Source organism: Dactylosporangium sp. NPDC051485 (assembly GCF_040682015.1).
Taxonomy (GTDB): Bacteria; Actinomycetota; Actinomycetes; order Mycobacteriales; family Micromonosporaceae; genus Dactylosporangium.
The window spans coordinates 1-13,831 of sequence record NZ_JBFAZW010000184.1 but is presented as its reverse complement, the minus strand read 5'-3'; the positions used below and the strand labels follow the sequence as shown (position 1 = coordinate 13,831).

The following is a 13,831-nucleotide window of genomic DNA, read 5'->3' as shown; positions in this document are numbered from 1 at the left end:
GATGCGGTAGCCCCGCTCGGCCAGCGGCACGGTCGCCTGCCCGGTGCCACAGCCAATCTCCAGCACCCTTACCCCGGGCCATCCCGGCCGGCATCGGCCACGTGCTGCGCCGCCGCCTGGCCCGGCTGCCCGCGCCCGCTCAGACGGTGCTGCGCCACGCCGCCGTCCTCGGCCGCGACGTCGACATCGACGTGCTCAGCGAGGCGTTCGCCGAGGACGAGGACGCGGTCCTCGACGGCCTCGAGGCCGGGGTGCTCGCCGGGCTGCTGGAGGAGCCCGCGCCGGGCCGGGTCCGCTTCGGCCACGCCCTGCTGCGCGACGTGCTCTACGACGACATGCCGAAGCTGCGCCGCCGCCGGCTGCACGAGCGGGTCCTCGGCGTGCTGGAGCGGGTCCGCCCCGCGGACGTCGCCGCGCTCGGCCACCACGCGCTCGCCGCGGCCACCCCGGGCACCGCGGCCCGGGCCGCCGCCCACGCCGCCGCCGCGGCCCGGCAGGCGGCCGCGCTCTTCGCCCACGGGGAGGCCGCGCAGCTCTACGCCGGGGCGCTCGACGCCCTCGCGATGCAGCAGCCCGCCGACCCGGCCCAGCGCCTCGACCTGCTGTGCGGGCTGGTCTCCGGACGGGCCAACTCCGGCGACGTGATCGCCGCCCGGTCCGCCCGGGCCGAGGCCATCGAGGCCGCCCGGCAGCTGCCCGGGTCGGAGCCGCTCGCCCGGGCCCTCGGCGCGTTCGACGCCCCGGTGGCCTGGACTATCCGCCTGCACCGGCACCTCGACCGCGACCTCGTCGAGCTGTTCGAGGACACCCTCGCCCGGGACGACGTGCCGGCCGCGCTTCGCTGCCGGATGCTGGTCTGCCTGGTGTACGAGATCGAGGGCGACCAGGTCGACCGGGCCGCCGAGGCGAGCGCGGAGGCGCTGCGCATCGCCCGGGCCGGGGGCGACGACCTGCTGCTGTGCCAGGCGCTCAACGCCCGGTACTTCGCCGTGCTCAACCCGCAGCGCCGCCACGAGCTGCCCGCGGTCGCCGCCGAGCTGCTCGAGGTGGCCGAGCGGGCCGGGTCGCTGGGGTTCCAGACGCAGGCGTACCACGTGCTGTACCAGGTCGCGCTGGAGCGCTGCGACCTGGCGCTGGCCCAGGCCCACCTGGACCGGGCCCTGGAGCGCTCCACGGCGGGCCAGCTCGGCGTGACCCTGCTGGTGATGGCCATGCTGGGCGCGATCCGGGCCATGTTCGCCGGCGATCACGCCGCCGCCGAGCGCGTCTACACCGAGCTGGGCGAGCGGATCGAGGCCGCCGGGCAGCCCAACGCCGGCCTGGTCGCCACCGGCGGGATCTTCTTCGTCCGGCTCACCCAGGGCCGCGGCGACACCAGCCTGCCGGTGCTCGAGGCGGTCCGCGCGTTCTCCCCCGACGAGATCGACGAGCTCATCGTGCGGGCCCTCGTCGACGCCGGGCGGCTGGACGAGGCCCGGGCCCGCTGGCGGCCGCGGGTCCCGATCCGCGAGGACTACTACTGGCTGGGCTGGATGGGGCTGCGGGCCGAGAACGCGGTCGCGCTCGGGGACACGGCGGTCGCGGAGCACTGCTACGAGCTGCTGCTGCCGTGGGCGGGCCAGTTCGCCGGCCTGGCCAGCGGCAGCATCTCCGGGCCGCCGGTCGACCAGCTGCTGGGCCGCCTGGCGCAGCTGCTCGGCCGCCCGTCGGAGGCCCACCTGCGGGCCGGACGCGAGCTGGCCGCCCGCGTCGGCGCCAAGCCCTGGATGTAGCGGCGCTCAGCCGAAGATCACTCGCTCCCGGCGCAGGAAGCCGCCGCGCACCGAGGCGAGGATCAGCCGCAGCACGGGGCCGGCCTCGCGGTACAGCGCCTGCAGCTCCTGAGGCTCCGCGTAGCGCTCGATCCGGGGCAGCTCGAAGCCCACCTTCGAGCCCTTGCGCACCGCCTTCTCCACGCGCTGCCACTGCTCGCCGCTGACGTAGCGCAGGATCACCGGGAAGAGCGTGTGCTCCTCGTCCTCGATGTGCTCGTCGAGCAGGTCGCGCAGCGTCGCCAGGGAGTCGGCGAGGCGGCCCGCCACGGCGCGGTCGGCGGGGGCGGCGGCGAGCGCGGCGGCCTCGGCCCGGATCCGGTCCAGCAGCGGGTCGAGCTGGCGGTGGTCGTCGGTGAGCTCGCCCAGGTCGACCTCGGCGCCGGCGGTCTCGCGCAGCACCGGCCACAGGACCTCGTCCTCGGCCTGGTGATGGTGGTGGATGCCGGTGCAGAGGTTGCCGAGGTACCACTGGATCTCCCGCGCCCGCTGCGGGGTGCCCGCGGTGTGCCCCTGCGCCATCGCGCGCGTGACCTCGGCGAACCGGCGCGCGTCGCCGCGCATCGAGCGGTGGTTGATCGTGATGCCGAGGAGATTCGGTCCGGATTGCTTCATGTGGTACAGCAGAAGCCCGATCGGTTGGCAGGCACTTAATAGCGGCTTGGTGATTCGTTACCGTTGATGCGTGACGACGACAACGCTGTTCACGCAGGACTTCTGGAACGACCCCCACCCCGTCTACGCGGCCCTGCGGCAGGAGGCGCCGGTCCACCCGCTGACCCTGCCCAACGGCATGCAGGTCTGGCTGGTCACCCGCTACGCCGACTGCAAGGAGGCGCTGGCCGACCCGCGGCTGTCGAAGCGGCAGGGCGCCGGCGACAACGCGCGGTCGCTGTCGGAGCCCACGCGCAGCCCGCTGGCCCACCACCTGCTCGCCGCCGACCCGCCCGACCACACCCGGCTGCGGCGGCTCGTGGCCAAGGTGTTCACCGCCCGGCGGGTCGAGCAGCTGCGCCCGCGGGTCGCCGAGCTCAGCGCCGCCCTCGTCGAGCCCCTGCGCGGCCGGGACCGCGCCGACCTCGTCGAGGCCTACGCCGTGCACCTGCCGATCCAGGTCATCTGCGAGCTGCTCGGCGTGCCGATCGAGGACCAGACCGACTTCCGGCGCTGGACATCGGTGCTGGTCTCGGCCTCGGCCGGCGGCCCGGGAGTGCCCGAGGCGGCGACCTCCTTCGTGACGTACCTGCTGGGGCTCATCGCCCGCAAGCGCGCCGACCCGGCCGACGACCTGCTCAGCGCCCTCATCGCCACCAGGGACGAAGGCGACCGGCTCAGCGAGGACGAGCTCACCTCGATGGCGTTCCTGCTCCTGCTGGCCGGCCACGAGACGACCGTCAATCTCATCGGCAACGGGATGTACACCCTGCTGACCCGGCCCGACGCCCACCGGCGGCTGCTGGCCGACCCGTCGCTGATCCCGGCCGCGGTCGAGGAGTTCCTGCGCCTGGAGAGCCCCGTCGAGACGGCCACCTCGCGCACGGCGACGGAGGCGGTAACCTACGGCGGCGTGACCATCCCGGCCGGCGCCATGGTGGCCATCTCGCTGCTGTCCGCCGACCGCGACCCGTCGCGGTTCCCGGCGCCGGGCGAGTTCGACCTGGACCGGCCGGACAACCAGCACCTCGCGTTCGGCTACGGCATCCACTACTGCCTGGGCGCCCCGCTGGCCCGGCTGGAGGCTCAGATCGCCTTCGCCGACCTGCTGGCCGCGTTCCCGGGCATGCGCCTGGCCGTCCCGCCGGCCGACGTGACGTGGCGCCCCGGCACCCTGATCAGGGGCACCACCGCGCTACCGGTACTGCTGTGAGCGATGCCTGAACCGCTGTAGTCCGCCGCCGCCGAGCAACACCAGCTTCTCGGCGGCGCCGGTGCCCGCCGCCGGGGTGAGCACGATGAGCTGCCGCGACTGGTCGGCCCGGACCAGCGTCTCGCAGCCGACCCCGACCGTGCCCACCTGCGGGTTGTGGATGCGCTTGCGCTCGTCGCGCTGGATGCCCCTCATCGTCCCTGAAGTTCTCGCGGGGCATCCAGGCGGCGCCGCTCCCACTGGTGGCCGTGGGCCGATAAGTCGGGCGCTGGCGCGCCACGACTTATCGTATTTATACCCTGACAGGCGTCAAGTCCGATTTACTGCATTCATGGCATACTCCCGATTTTCGGGCTGACCTCGGTCGGCACGCGTCGGTGCGCCCCCACGGCGGCATGAGCGTGCACCATTTGACATTGTCGTTGCCGTCCGGGGCGGTGATTCCGGGCGGGCTCGGGGATAATCAATCTCATGGGGCAGCTGTCATTCTTCAGTCGCACGGAATTGGCTGCCATGCGCGACCGAACCAGGTCTCGGCGCTATTGCCCGGCAACCGAGCAGTTCCGCCGGGAACACGAGCAGCATCGAGCTTGGGGCCTTGCTCAGCGCCACGCCCAGAAGCTACGCCGCATCCATGGTGGCGTCCCGCCGGTGACCGTGGCCGACGATCAGCGGCCCGACCCGGCCCCCACGCAGGTCCCGCCGACGCTACCGCCCGAACAGGCCGAACACCCCGCCGACCGGGTCGTCGCCGACCACACCGACCCCGCACCGCCGGACCGCAAGGACGGCGCCGCAGAGACCGGGCGCGCCCGCGCGGGCCGCCGCGCACCAACGCCCCCGCCGCCGTCACGCCGGCCCGCCAGTGCGGCAACGCGTCGAACAATCGGCCGCTATCCGTGCTCATCGGCAGCGAATCGCAGCCGGTTCTTGCATCCGCCACGCCCGGCCGGCTGCCAATTCCGCCGAAACCTGCGAAAGGCCGAGCACCATCCCAACGCGCCACCCGCGGAGCAATTCAGTGAATACGGCCGGGCAGGCCAGACGCATTGCTGCTCAGAACCGTGCGAGCACCCCTGAGCATGCCCAGTGCCAACTATCGTGCAAAATCCGCGTCAAATCGTATGCAAACTCCGCCGTGACCTGCGGCTCAGCCTTCAGCACGGTGCCCATCCATCCTGCAACGTCACAGTTCGTGATCACTCGATGTGGTGCGGGCCTTCGGTCAGCAGGGCGCACAGCGCCAGCTCGCCGATCTGCCGCAGCTCGTCGGGACTGCGGCCGGCTGCCGCCTGGACGGCGAGGCCGTCCGAGATCGTGTGGACGAGTGCGGCCAGGGCGGCCGGTTCGTAGCGGGAGGGCAGATCGTCGGCCTGCTCCAGCCGCCTGCGCAGTGCCGCCTCACCGGCTTTGCGCACCGCGATGGCGTCCTGGCGTACGGCGTGCGCGTCGGGTCCGCAGGCGTGCACGCTGTTGACGCACAGGCAGCCGTGGGGCGTGGTCTCGCCCGCGGTCAGGTCCACGGCTCCTCGGATCAGCCGCTCTATGACCTCGCGGCCGGTGGGCGCGGCCAGCGCGTCGGCGGCGTAGGCGCCGGGGCCCTCGAGGTAGCGGGCGAGGACCTTGCCGAACAGTTGCTCCTTGTTGCCGAAGACGGCATAGAGGCTGGGCTTGTTGATGCCCATCGCGGCGGTCAAATCGGCCAGCGAGGTGCCTTCGTAGCCGTGCCGCCAGAACACCTCCAGCGCGCGGTCGAGTGCGTTGTCCGCGTCGAACGCGCGTGGGCGCCCTCCGGGCATGCCGTCCTCCGAACGTTTCTCCCAAGTTTTGTACCCATCGGTACGTTACCTCTTGCGTGAGCGCGTCGCGCGACTCTAGTTTTGTACCGAACGGTACATAGCTAAGGAGTGACGCATGATCCGAGTCGGAGTTGTCGGGGCCAGCGGTTGGGCGGACGGCTCGCACCTACCCGCACTCGCCGCGCTTGAGGCGTTCGACGTGACCGCGGTCGCGACCACCAATCAGGCCAGCGCGGACCGGGCGGCCGCCGCCCACGGCGTACGGCACGCCTTCGCCAGCGCGGGCGAGCTCGCCGCGCACCCCGACGTCGACCTGGTCGTCGTCTCGGTGAAGGCCTCCCAGCATGCCGCCGTGACGAGGGCCGCGCTCAACGCCGGCAAGCACGTCGTGTCCGAGTGGCCGCTGGGCGTCGACGCCGGCGAAGCGAGGGAGCTGACCGAGGCCGCCACCGCCGCAGGCGTCGTTCACGCGGTCGCCCTCCAGGGCCACCACTCCCCGAGCGCCCGCTTTGTCGCCGACCTCCTGGCCGAGGGCCGGATCGGGGCCCTCGAGTCGGTCGCGCTGGTCGCGGAGGGCGCGCCCTGGGGTGGCAGCCGAATCCTGCCGAACCTGGTGTTCGGCCTCGACCCCTCAGAGGGAACCAACATCCTGACCATCATGGCTGGTCACTTCCTGGCAGCACTCGAACGGGTCGCGGGCCCACTGGCCGAGGTCTCCGCACGATTGCCCCGCACGCACGACCGCGTGCTGGTCACCGGGACGCAGCAGACCGTACCCAATGCCACGCCCAGCCACGTGCTGCTGCACGGAGTGCTGACGAGCGGCGCCACCGCCTCCGTCGCCGTGCACGGCGGTAGCGGCCCCACCTACGGTGGGTTCCATCTCAAGCTCGTCGGCAGCGACGGGACGTTGACCGCCACCCCGGCCCAGCCTGGGATGTTCATCCACTGGGGCGACTGGGACATCAGGATCGGAGACGAAGTCCTCCCCGTGCCCGACACCTGTCGCACCGTCCCCGCCAGCGTCCGGTCCGGCCCGCCGGCCAACATCGCGGCCCTCTACCAGGAGGTCGCCCAGGCCATCGTCGAAGGCCGGCAGCCGCACCCCAGTTTCGAGACCGCCCTGCGCCACCACCGGCTCCTCGCCGCCATCGAACGGTCCGCGGCCGATGGAATCGCCCGGGAAATCTCGTAACCCGCCCGGCGCGACGCACACCGACACGGGCGAGGGCAGCCGGGCGCGCCGGCCGCGGCGAGGCGGGCGTCGGAGGCGAAGAGGCCATCGCGCGGTCCCGGTGCGTGCGCACGCTGTGCCGCTGTGCAAGATGCCTTCTCGCCGTACCCCGGCCACCGGCTGGCGACAGCGGGCCGGAAGAATCGCGGCCGTGGCGGATGGGTGGCAGGCGGTCGACGAGGCGGTCGAGGCACTCGTGGCCACCCTCACCACCGCGGCCGCCCGGGCCGGAGCGCGGGGCGGGCGCAAGGGCCCGCAGGGCCTGCGACCCAAGCCCCGGACCAAAGGCACCCGCCGCCATCTCGCCGACGTCATCCACGCCCACAAGCTGGCGCCCGGCGTCGACACGGACCGCAACACGATCGCGGCGCTGTTCAACGGCCACCGGCAGCTGGTCACCGATCCGGTGCTCGTCGTGGCCGTCGCCCGGGCCTGCGCGCTCATCGGCGGGCGCAAGCTCACCGCCAAGGAGGCCGCCCGGCTGCGCGCCGCCAGCGTCCACATCGCCTCCCTGATCGCCCGCGCCGAGGCCGCCGGCCGGGCCGCCGCCGCGCCCGCCGCCCCGGACCTGGCCGCCGCTGAACCGGCCGTTACCGACCGGGCCACCGCGGATCGCGCCACCGCGGATCAGGCCACCGCGGATCAGGCCACCGCGGCCGAGCCGGATGCAGATCTGACGATCGCGGGCGCCGACGAGCCCGCGCCGGTGCCCGTCCCGCCCGTCCGAGTCCCGGCGGCACTCGACGAGCCGGTGCTCGTCCCGCCGGTCGCACCCGGCCCGGCGCGGCCTGTCCCCCGGGCGCGGCACTGGCCCTGGGCGGTCGCCGCGGCCGTGATGCTCCTCGCCGTCCTGGCGGTGGTCGTCTTCCTGTGGTGAGGCCTGGACCTCCCACATCGGACTGGGTGCGAGCGCACACTGCTGCCGGGCCCAAAGGCGAGTTCGACCTGGACCGGCCGGACAACCAGCACCTCGCGTCCGGCTACGGCATCCACTACTGCCCGGGCGCCCCGCTGGCCCGGCTGGAGGCTCAGATCGCCTTCGCCGACCTGCTGGCCACGTTCCCGGGCATGCGCCTGGCCGTCCCGCCGGCCGACGTGACCTGGCGCCCCGGCACCCTGATCAGGGGCACCACCGCGCTACCGGTACTGCTGTGAGCCATCACCGAACCGCTGTAGCCCGACCACGCCGAGCAGCGCCAGCTTCTCGGCGGCGTCGGTGCCCGCCGCCGGGGTGAGCACGATGAGATGCTGGGACTGGTCGGGCGTGACCAGCGTCTCGCAGTCGACCTCGACCATGCCCACCTGCGGGTTGTGGATGCGCTTGCGGTCGGACCGGCGCACCTTCACCTCGTGCTCCTGCCACCGGCGGGCGAAGCCGGGGCTGACCGCGTGCAGCCGCGCGACGAGCCGGGTCACATCGGGGTCCCCGTGCCGCCGGGCCGCGGTGGCCCGCAGGTCGGCGACAAGCGCGCGGCAGCGCTCCTCGGCCTCCTCCGGCGGGTACTCGACGGTCAGGTTGCCCGCGCCGGTGAACCACCGATAGGCGAGGAACCGTTCGTCGCCGCGGAAGCTTCGCTGGTCGCCGAGCAGCAGCACCGACATCCGGTTCTGGGCCAGGGTCTCCCCCAGGTCCGACATCACCGTCGCCGGGGTGCCGGTGAGCAGGTCGAGCATCCGCAGCAGCCCGGCCCGGGCGTGCGCCTCGGCGCCGACCGACGGCGGCGGCTGGTGCCCGGCCAGGTGGAACAGGTGGTCGCGCTCGTCGTCGCCGAGCCGCAGGGCCCGGGCGAGGGCGGTGAGCATCTGGGCGGACGGCTGGGCGCAGCGGCCCTGTTCGAGCCGCACCACGTAGTCGGTGGACATCCCGGCCAGCATCGCCACCTCTTCGCGACGCAGCCCGGCCGTCCGGCGCCGCGGGCCGGCGGCGAGGCCCACGTCGGCGGGCTGGATGGCGAGCCGCCGGCGGCGCAGGAAGTCGGCCAGGTCGTCGCGCTGCATGCCCTCATCGTCCCGAAGTCCTCGCGGGCCATCCAGGGAGTGCCGGTCCCACTCGTGGCCATGTGCGACGCTGCTCGATCGATGGCACCGTCTGCCGAGGCACTGGGTCACATCCATCCCGTGCCGCTGTGGGCGCGCACCGTAACACGCATTGGTCCAACTGGCCAGAATCCGGGGCCCTGTAGCCCAGCCATCCACCGGCAGCTGTGCGCGCCTGATCAAGCCGACGCGGGCGTTTCCTGGGGGATGACGTCCTGCTTGCTCTCCAACGCGGCGGTGAGGTCGATCTCGACGAGTTGCCCGTTGTATCCCAGCGCGGCGACCCCCACCAATGTGCTGGCCGTGGTGAAGGCCGCCGCCAACGGTGACGCCGTGAGTTGCTGCCAGACCGCGGACAGCACGTCGCTGTCGGGGCTCACCACGTAGACGACCGACCGCACCACGTCCGCCGGCGTTGCGCCGGCCGCGTCCAACACCGCGAGACAGTTCGTGATCAGCTGCGCGGTCTGTGCGGCGAAGTCACCCGAGACGCCGACGACCTCGCCGGCCAGGTTCAGGGGACACTGGCCGGCCAGGTGCGCGAGCCGGCCGGCCTCGGAGATCGTCACATGGCTGTATCCGGCCGGTTCGTGCACGGTGGACGGATTGAACCTCTCAATCATCGACCCATTGTCACGGCGCCCGCGGCTGCCGGACATCGAATAACGCGGCACGCCGTCCGCCGTGCCGAAACCGGCCACAGACCCGGCCCGTGCCGGGCGGCCAGATCACTGCGCACCTCGCCCGGCGCGGCACCGGGCACGGATCCGGCCGCCGTGCCGAAACCGGCCACAGACCCGGCCCGTGCCGGGCGGCCAGATCACTGCGCACCTCGCCCGGCGCGGCACCGGGCACGGCTCCGGCCTGGGCGTGTACCGCTGGGTCGTGGAAGGAGCGATCGCGTTGCTGCACTGGTTCCTCCCTGTGGTGACGCCCGGACCCCCACGTGGGCGTGGGCGCGACCGTGGCTCCGGCACCGAGCACGGGCCAGAGCGGAGGTGGGGCGGGGCGCTCGGGCTCCCCGCGAAAGGCCCAGCGGAAGGCCCGGCGCGGTCAGTCCGGCATGTGACCGACGGCGCCCATGATGAGCGCGACCAGTCCGAGCACCGCCACGACCAGCGCGGTGAGCTTGGTGAAGCGGCCCGTCGGGTCGGAGACGGTGACGTTGAACCAGCCGCGCGGGTCGACCCGCACGCGCACCGTGTCGCCGGCCTTCGGCTCGCTGTCGAGGAAGCGCAGCCGGCCGAGTGGCGCGTTGTTGCTGCGGTCCTCGACCCGGTACACCGGGAAGCGCTGCTCCGGCACGCTGCTGATGCCGCGCTGGACCTGGGTCACCACGGCGTCGGTCGGAGTGCCCTCGCGGGACATGTAGACGGGCAGGACCAGCAGCGCGGCCAGCCACGACGCGAAGGTCAGCACGAGCAGGAGCACGACCCGGCTGCCGGCGCTGTGGTCGGGGGCGCCCAGCCGGTACAGCAGGTAGCCCGGCACCGCCGCGAACAGCGACAGCACCGAGCCGACCGTCAGCCAGGTGAAGCTCGGGCCACCGGCGAGGGTCCCGGTGGCGACGACGAAGCCGGTCGTCACCGCGAGCAGCAGGAGCGTGCGCCAGATGCCCTTGAACAACGAGCCCCACGGATAGTGCCTCACGAGTGGCCACCGTAGGGGATCATCCGGCGCAGCGCTGCCCCCGGGTCCTCGCCCGGGGGCAGGAGCTGGTCAGCCGGTCCCGGCGACCCGGCGTACCGCCGCGGAGTAATCGGGCACCGAGGACATCGCGGCCGCCAGGCGCAGGAACGGCAGCGCCTCCCGCTTGCGGTTCTGCCGCTCCAGGGTGCGGCCCAGCAGGTGGCACGCGTAGTGGTCGCTCGGGTCCCGCTCGATCAGCGCGCGCAGGTGCTGCTCGGCCCGGTTGAGCTGCGCGGAGGCGAAGTAGGCGCGGGCCAGCCACAGGCGGACCTCGGCGTTGGTCGGCTCCTCGTCCAGCACGGTCGAGAGGATCTTGGCGGCCTCGATCGGGTCGCCGGCGTCGAAGTAGAGGACTCCCCTGCGGTACTCGGCGGTCACGTCGTTCATGGCAGCTTGTAACACCGCCACCGCGCCCGGTGTTCCCTAGTGCGCCGCGAGCCACCCGATCAGGTCGTCGAGGACCCGATCCTGCTCCGGCTCGTTGTACACCTCGTGGTGTAGCCCGTCGTACACGTGCAGCGTCAGGTCGCCCGAGCCGGCCCGCGCGGCGATGAGCCGGCTCGACTCGGCGTCGACCAGGCCGTCCTCGGAGCCGTGCAGCAGCAGGGTGGGCAGCGTCAGCTCGGGCAGGCGGCGCTGGAAGACCGACATCTGGGTGAGCATCGCGCCGCCGACGCCGGCCGGGACCTTGCCGTGGTAGACCAGCGGGTCGGCGTCGTACCTGGCCACCACCGCCGGGTCCTTCGAGATCAGCCGGGACGGCAGCGTCTGCACCGGCGAGCCGGGCGCGATCCGGCCCAGCACCTTGGCGACCGCGATGGCCGGCTTCGGGATGCCCTTGCCGGGCAGCACCGGCGTGCCGGACAGCACCAGCCCGCGCAGGCCGGCCTGGTGGTCCAGGGCGTAGGCCAGGGCGATCATCGCGCCCATGCTGTGCCCGATGAGGAAGGGCTCCTGGCCCGGGTGCCGGCTGCGGACCTCGGCGAAGAGCAGGCCGAGGTCGCCGGTGTACTCCGCGATGCTGCGCACGAACATGCGTCTGCCGCCGGAGCGCCCGTGGCCGCGGTGGTCCGGCGCGTACACGGCGAGGCCGAGCTCGCCGAGGCGGGCGACGACGTGATCGTAGCGCCGGGCGTGCTCGCCCATCCCGTGCGTGAGCACGACGACACCGGCGGCCGCCGACTCGGGCGTCCAGGCGTCGTACACGATCCGGGCGCCGCCACCGCCGGTGAGGGCCAGCTCCTCGCGCTGCATGGCTGCATGGTGCGCCCGCCCGACTCCCCTGCGCAAGCAGCGATGAGGGGTTACACCCGATTTGTCAGGATGAGCGCTCGGCCGCACCGCGCTCGACGCAGAACTCGTTGCCCTCCGGATCGGCCAGGACTGCCCAGCCGGTACCGTCTGGACGTCTGAAATCACCGACGAGAGAGGCGCCCAGGGCGAGAATGCGCTCGATCTCGACGTCACGGGTCGCGTCCAGCGGCTGCACGTCGAGGTGGACGCGGTTCTTCACGGCCTTGGGCTCGGGGACGCGGATGAACAGCAGGCCGGCGGAGCCGTCCGGGGCCAGGACGAGCGCCTGATCATGCGTGGGCAGGTTCGGGTCGTTGGGTTGTTCCTGGTAGCCGGTGACCGCGCTCCAGAAGAGGGACATGCGGTACGGATCGGCGCAGTCGATCGTGATGTGCCTGATGCGGACGGTCATGACGTCAAGGTATATGTGACTACGGTGTTGCCGCCGAAGGGAGCCGAAGGTTGCTGACAGCTGGCCCGGCATGGACGGCCACGGCCGACAGCCCGCAGACGCCCGCGCCGCTGCTCGGCGGCGCCGAGGAGGTGCTCGTCCTCACGCACCGCTGCGACCTGGCATTCGTCGAGGAGCTTCTCCGCCCGGCCCGCGCGGCGGGGGCGGCCGTTACCGTCGTGTACGACGCCACCTCCGGCCCGGTCACGCCCGGTGACGGCGAGGCCCCGATCCGGGACCTGCTGCCGGTGCCCGTGGTGTGCCGCTCCGGCGGGCAGTTCCGGGCCCGCGTGGTGATCTGCGCCTCGCGCACCGCCGCGCAGGTCTCCATCGGCTCCGGCGACGCGACCGCCGAGGGCTGGGGCCGCGACGCCGAGGTCTGGACCCATCTGCGGGCCGAGGGCCCGACGGTGCCGACCCTGATCACCGACCTCGCCGAGTGGCTGCTGCGGCTGCCGGCGCAGCTGTGGATCGAGCCGGCCGACGCCGAGCGGCTCGCCGCGGTGGCCAAGCTGCTCACCGCCCGGCCGCACGCCGCCGAGGCCGACGAGCCGCTGCTGCTCACCAACGACCAGGTGCCGATCGTCGAGCAGCTGCCGTTCCCCTCGGGGGCGGACCGGCTGAGCCTGTGCGCGCCCGCGTTCGACCCCGCCGGGCAGACCCTCGCCGAGATCGTGCGGGACGTGCGGCCGGCCTCCACCCGGCTGCTGCTGCCCGCCGGGGTGCGCTGCGACCCGGTCGGCCTGCTGGTCGCGCTGGACGACGCCCCGCAGAGCACCGTGCGGATGCCGGTGTCGCCGCGGTACGTCCACGCCGGCGCCCTCGAGTGGTGGACCGGCGACGCGGGCGTCGTCGTCACCGGCGGCCTGGACTGCACCCCGGAGTCGCTGCAGTCCACCAGCGCCGAGCCGGGCGGGCACTGCGAGCTCGGCCTGCTGCAGGAGGTCACCGCCTCGCTGCTCGACGCGGTCGACGCCCGGGAGGTCGCGCTGGACGACGACGCCCTCGCGGCCGAGCCGCCCGCCGAGCCGGCGCCGGCCGTGGCCCGGGTGCTCGGGGTACGGCTGCTGGCCGAGCGGGTCGAGGCGATCCTGTTCGCCCCCGGCGCGACCACGCCCGACGGGCTGGTGGTGTCGGCCGGCGAGACCGCGGTGAAGCTGCCGTGGGCGACTGCCGACGGGCGGCTGCACACGTACACCGCGGAGGCGACCGCCCTCGCCGGGCGCACCGCGCAGGTGCGGGCCGCCGACGGCACCGACCTGGGCGCCGTGCCCGTCACCGACGTCGCCGGCGCGGTGACCCGCTTCACGCACGCCTCCCCGCTGGAGACGCTGCCGCTGGCCGCCCTGATCGGCGACGCCGCCCTGCTGGATGCCCTGTTCGCCGCGGTCGCCCAGCTCGCCTCCGGGCGCACCCCCCGCTACGGCACCGCCCCCGAGGAGCGGCGGGCCAGCGAGGAGACCCGGCTGCGCGGCCTCGTCGGCCCGGCCCTGCTCGACCTGGCCTTCGGCCGCGTGCCGGTCCCGGCCGGCGCGACCGGGCACGAGGACTCGCTCGCGACCGTGGTCGCCGGCCTCGACACCGGGCAGCGCGACCGCCTGCGCCAGCACGTGCTGCGCCTCGGCGGGGCGGCCGCCGGCTGGCCGCTGC

14 protein-coding genes and 1 pseudogene are annotated in these 13,831 nt (G+C 73.5%); 6 read left to right on the top strand and 9 right to left on the bottom strand.

The genetic code is table 11. The features are described from left to right. Positions 1–1,772, top strand: a pseudogene (locus AB0M46_RS49295) (hypothetical protein); the annotation flags it as partial. 6 nt (positions 1,773–1,778) lie between these two features. Here AB0M46_RS49295 and AB0M46_RS49290 read toward each other — a convergent pair. Then, positions 1,779–2,426 carry a hemerythrin domain-containing protein gene (locus AB0M46_RS49290; protein WP_363348313.1) on the bottom strand — a complete coding sequence of 216 codons (648 nt, stop codon included), beginning with the start codon at positions 2,424–2,426 and terminating at the stop codon, positions 1,779–1,781. Between the two features lie 70 nt (positions 2,427–2,496). Between AB0M46_RS49290 and AB0M46_RS49285 the strand changes: the two genes are divergently transcribed. Beyond that, on the top strand, positions 2,497–3,678 hold the full coding sequence (locus AB0M46_RS49285) for a cytochrome P450 (protein WP_363348311.1): 1,182 nt from the start codon (positions 2,497–2,499) through the stop codon (positions 3,676–3,678). Here AB0M46_RS49285 and AB0M46_RS49280 read toward each other — a convergent pair. Both AB0M46_RS49280 and AB0M46_RS49275 read right to left on the bottom strand, forming a co-directional pair. Continuing rightward, positions 3,661–3,873 carry a hypothetical protein gene (locus AB0M46_RS49280; RefSeq protein ID WP_363348309.1) on the bottom strand — a complete coding sequence of 71 codons (213 nt, stop codon included), beginning with the start codon at positions 3,871–3,873 and terminating at the stop codon, positions 3,661–3,663. The two genes, AB0M46_RS49285 and AB0M46_RS49280, sit on opposite strands and share 18 nt — an antisense overlap. Before the next feature lie 1,004 nt (positions 3,874–4,877). Next, positions 4,878–5,477: a TetR/AcrR family transcriptional regulator gene (locus AB0M46_RS49275; RefSeq protein ID WP_363348307.1), complete on the bottom strand. Its 600-nt coding sequence runs from the start codon at positions 5,475–5,477 to the stop codon at positions 4,878–4,880. 115 nt (positions 5,478–5,592) lie between these two features. Here AB0M46_RS49275 and AB0M46_RS49270 point away from each other — a divergent pair, with 115 nt between their 5' ends. The 3 genes from AB0M46_RS49270 (at position 5,593) to AB0M46_RS49260 (ending at position 7,866) form a co-directional block, all read left to right on the top strand. Then, on the top strand, positions 5,593–6,672 hold the full coding sequence (locus AB0M46_RS49270) for a Gfo/Idh/MocA family oxidoreductase (protein ID WP_363348305.1): 1,080 nt from the start codon (positions 5,593–5,595) through the stop codon (positions 6,670–6,672). Between the two features lie 190 nt (positions 6,673–6,862). Next, positions 6,863–7,588, top strand: a complete 726-nt coding sequence (locus AB0M46_RS49265; RefSeq protein ID WP_363348303.1) for a hypothetical protein — start codon at positions 6,863–6,865, stop codon at positions 7,586–7,588. Between the two features lie 26 nt (positions 7,589–7,614). After that, entirely contained in the window at positions 7,615–7,866 is a 252-nt protein-coding gene (locus AB0M46_RS49260) for a hypothetical protein (RefSeq protein WP_363348301.1), read from the top strand. On the opposite strand, the gene AB0M46_RS49255 is transcribed toward AB0M46_RS49260, so the two are convergent. From AB0M46_RS49255 to AB0M46_RS49230, 6 genes are all read right to left on the bottom strand, one after another. Further along, positions 7,849–8,709 carry a helix-turn-helix transcriptional regulator gene (locus AB0M46_RS49255; protein ID WP_363348299.1) on the bottom strand — a complete coding sequence of 287 codons (861 nt, stop codon included), beginning with the start codon at positions 8,707–8,709 and terminating at the stop codon, positions 7,849–7,851. The two genes, AB0M46_RS49260 and AB0M46_RS49255, sit on opposite strands and share 18 nt — an antisense overlap. Before the next feature lie 218 nt (positions 8,710–8,927). Beyond that, positions 8,928–9,449 (bottom strand): RidA family protein, encoded by a 522-nt coding sequence (locus AB0M46_RS49250; protein WP_363348297.1) that lies wholly within the window; start codon positions 9,447–9,449, stop codon positions 8,928–8,930. Between the two features lie 352 nt (positions 9,450–9,801). Further along, on the bottom strand, positions 9,802–10,398 hold the full coding sequence (locus AB0M46_RS49245) for a hypothetical protein (RefSeq protein WP_363348295.1): 597 nt from the start codon (positions 10,396–10,398) through the stop codon (positions 9,802–9,804). 69 nt (positions 10,399–10,467) lie between these two features. Beyond that, positions 10,468–10,824: a tetratricopeptide repeat protein gene (locus tag AB0M46_RS49240; protein ID WP_363348293.1), complete on the bottom strand. Its 357-nt coding sequence runs from the start codon at positions 10,822–10,824 to the stop codon at positions 10,468–10,470. Positions 10,825–10,860: 36 nt separating this feature from the next. Then, complete coding sequence (locus AB0M46_RS49235; RefSeq protein ID WP_363348291.1) at positions 10,861–11,691, bottom strand: lysophospholipase; 831 nt, start codon at positions 11,689–11,691, stop codon at positions 10,861–10,863. Positions 11,692–11,755: 64 nt separating this feature from the next. Continuing rightward, positions 11,756–12,142, bottom strand: coding sequence for a VOC family protein (locus AB0M46_RS49230; protein WP_363348289.1), 387 nt, complete (start codon positions 12,140–12,142; stop codon positions 11,756–11,758). A 50-nt stretch (positions 12,143–12,192) separates the two neighbouring features. Here AB0M46_RS49230 and AB0M46_RS49225 point away from each other — a divergent pair. After that, on the top strand, positions 12,193–13,831 hold a 1,639-nt coding region (locus AB0M46_RS49225), incomplete at its 3' end, for a hypothetical protein (RefSeq protein ID WP_363348286.1).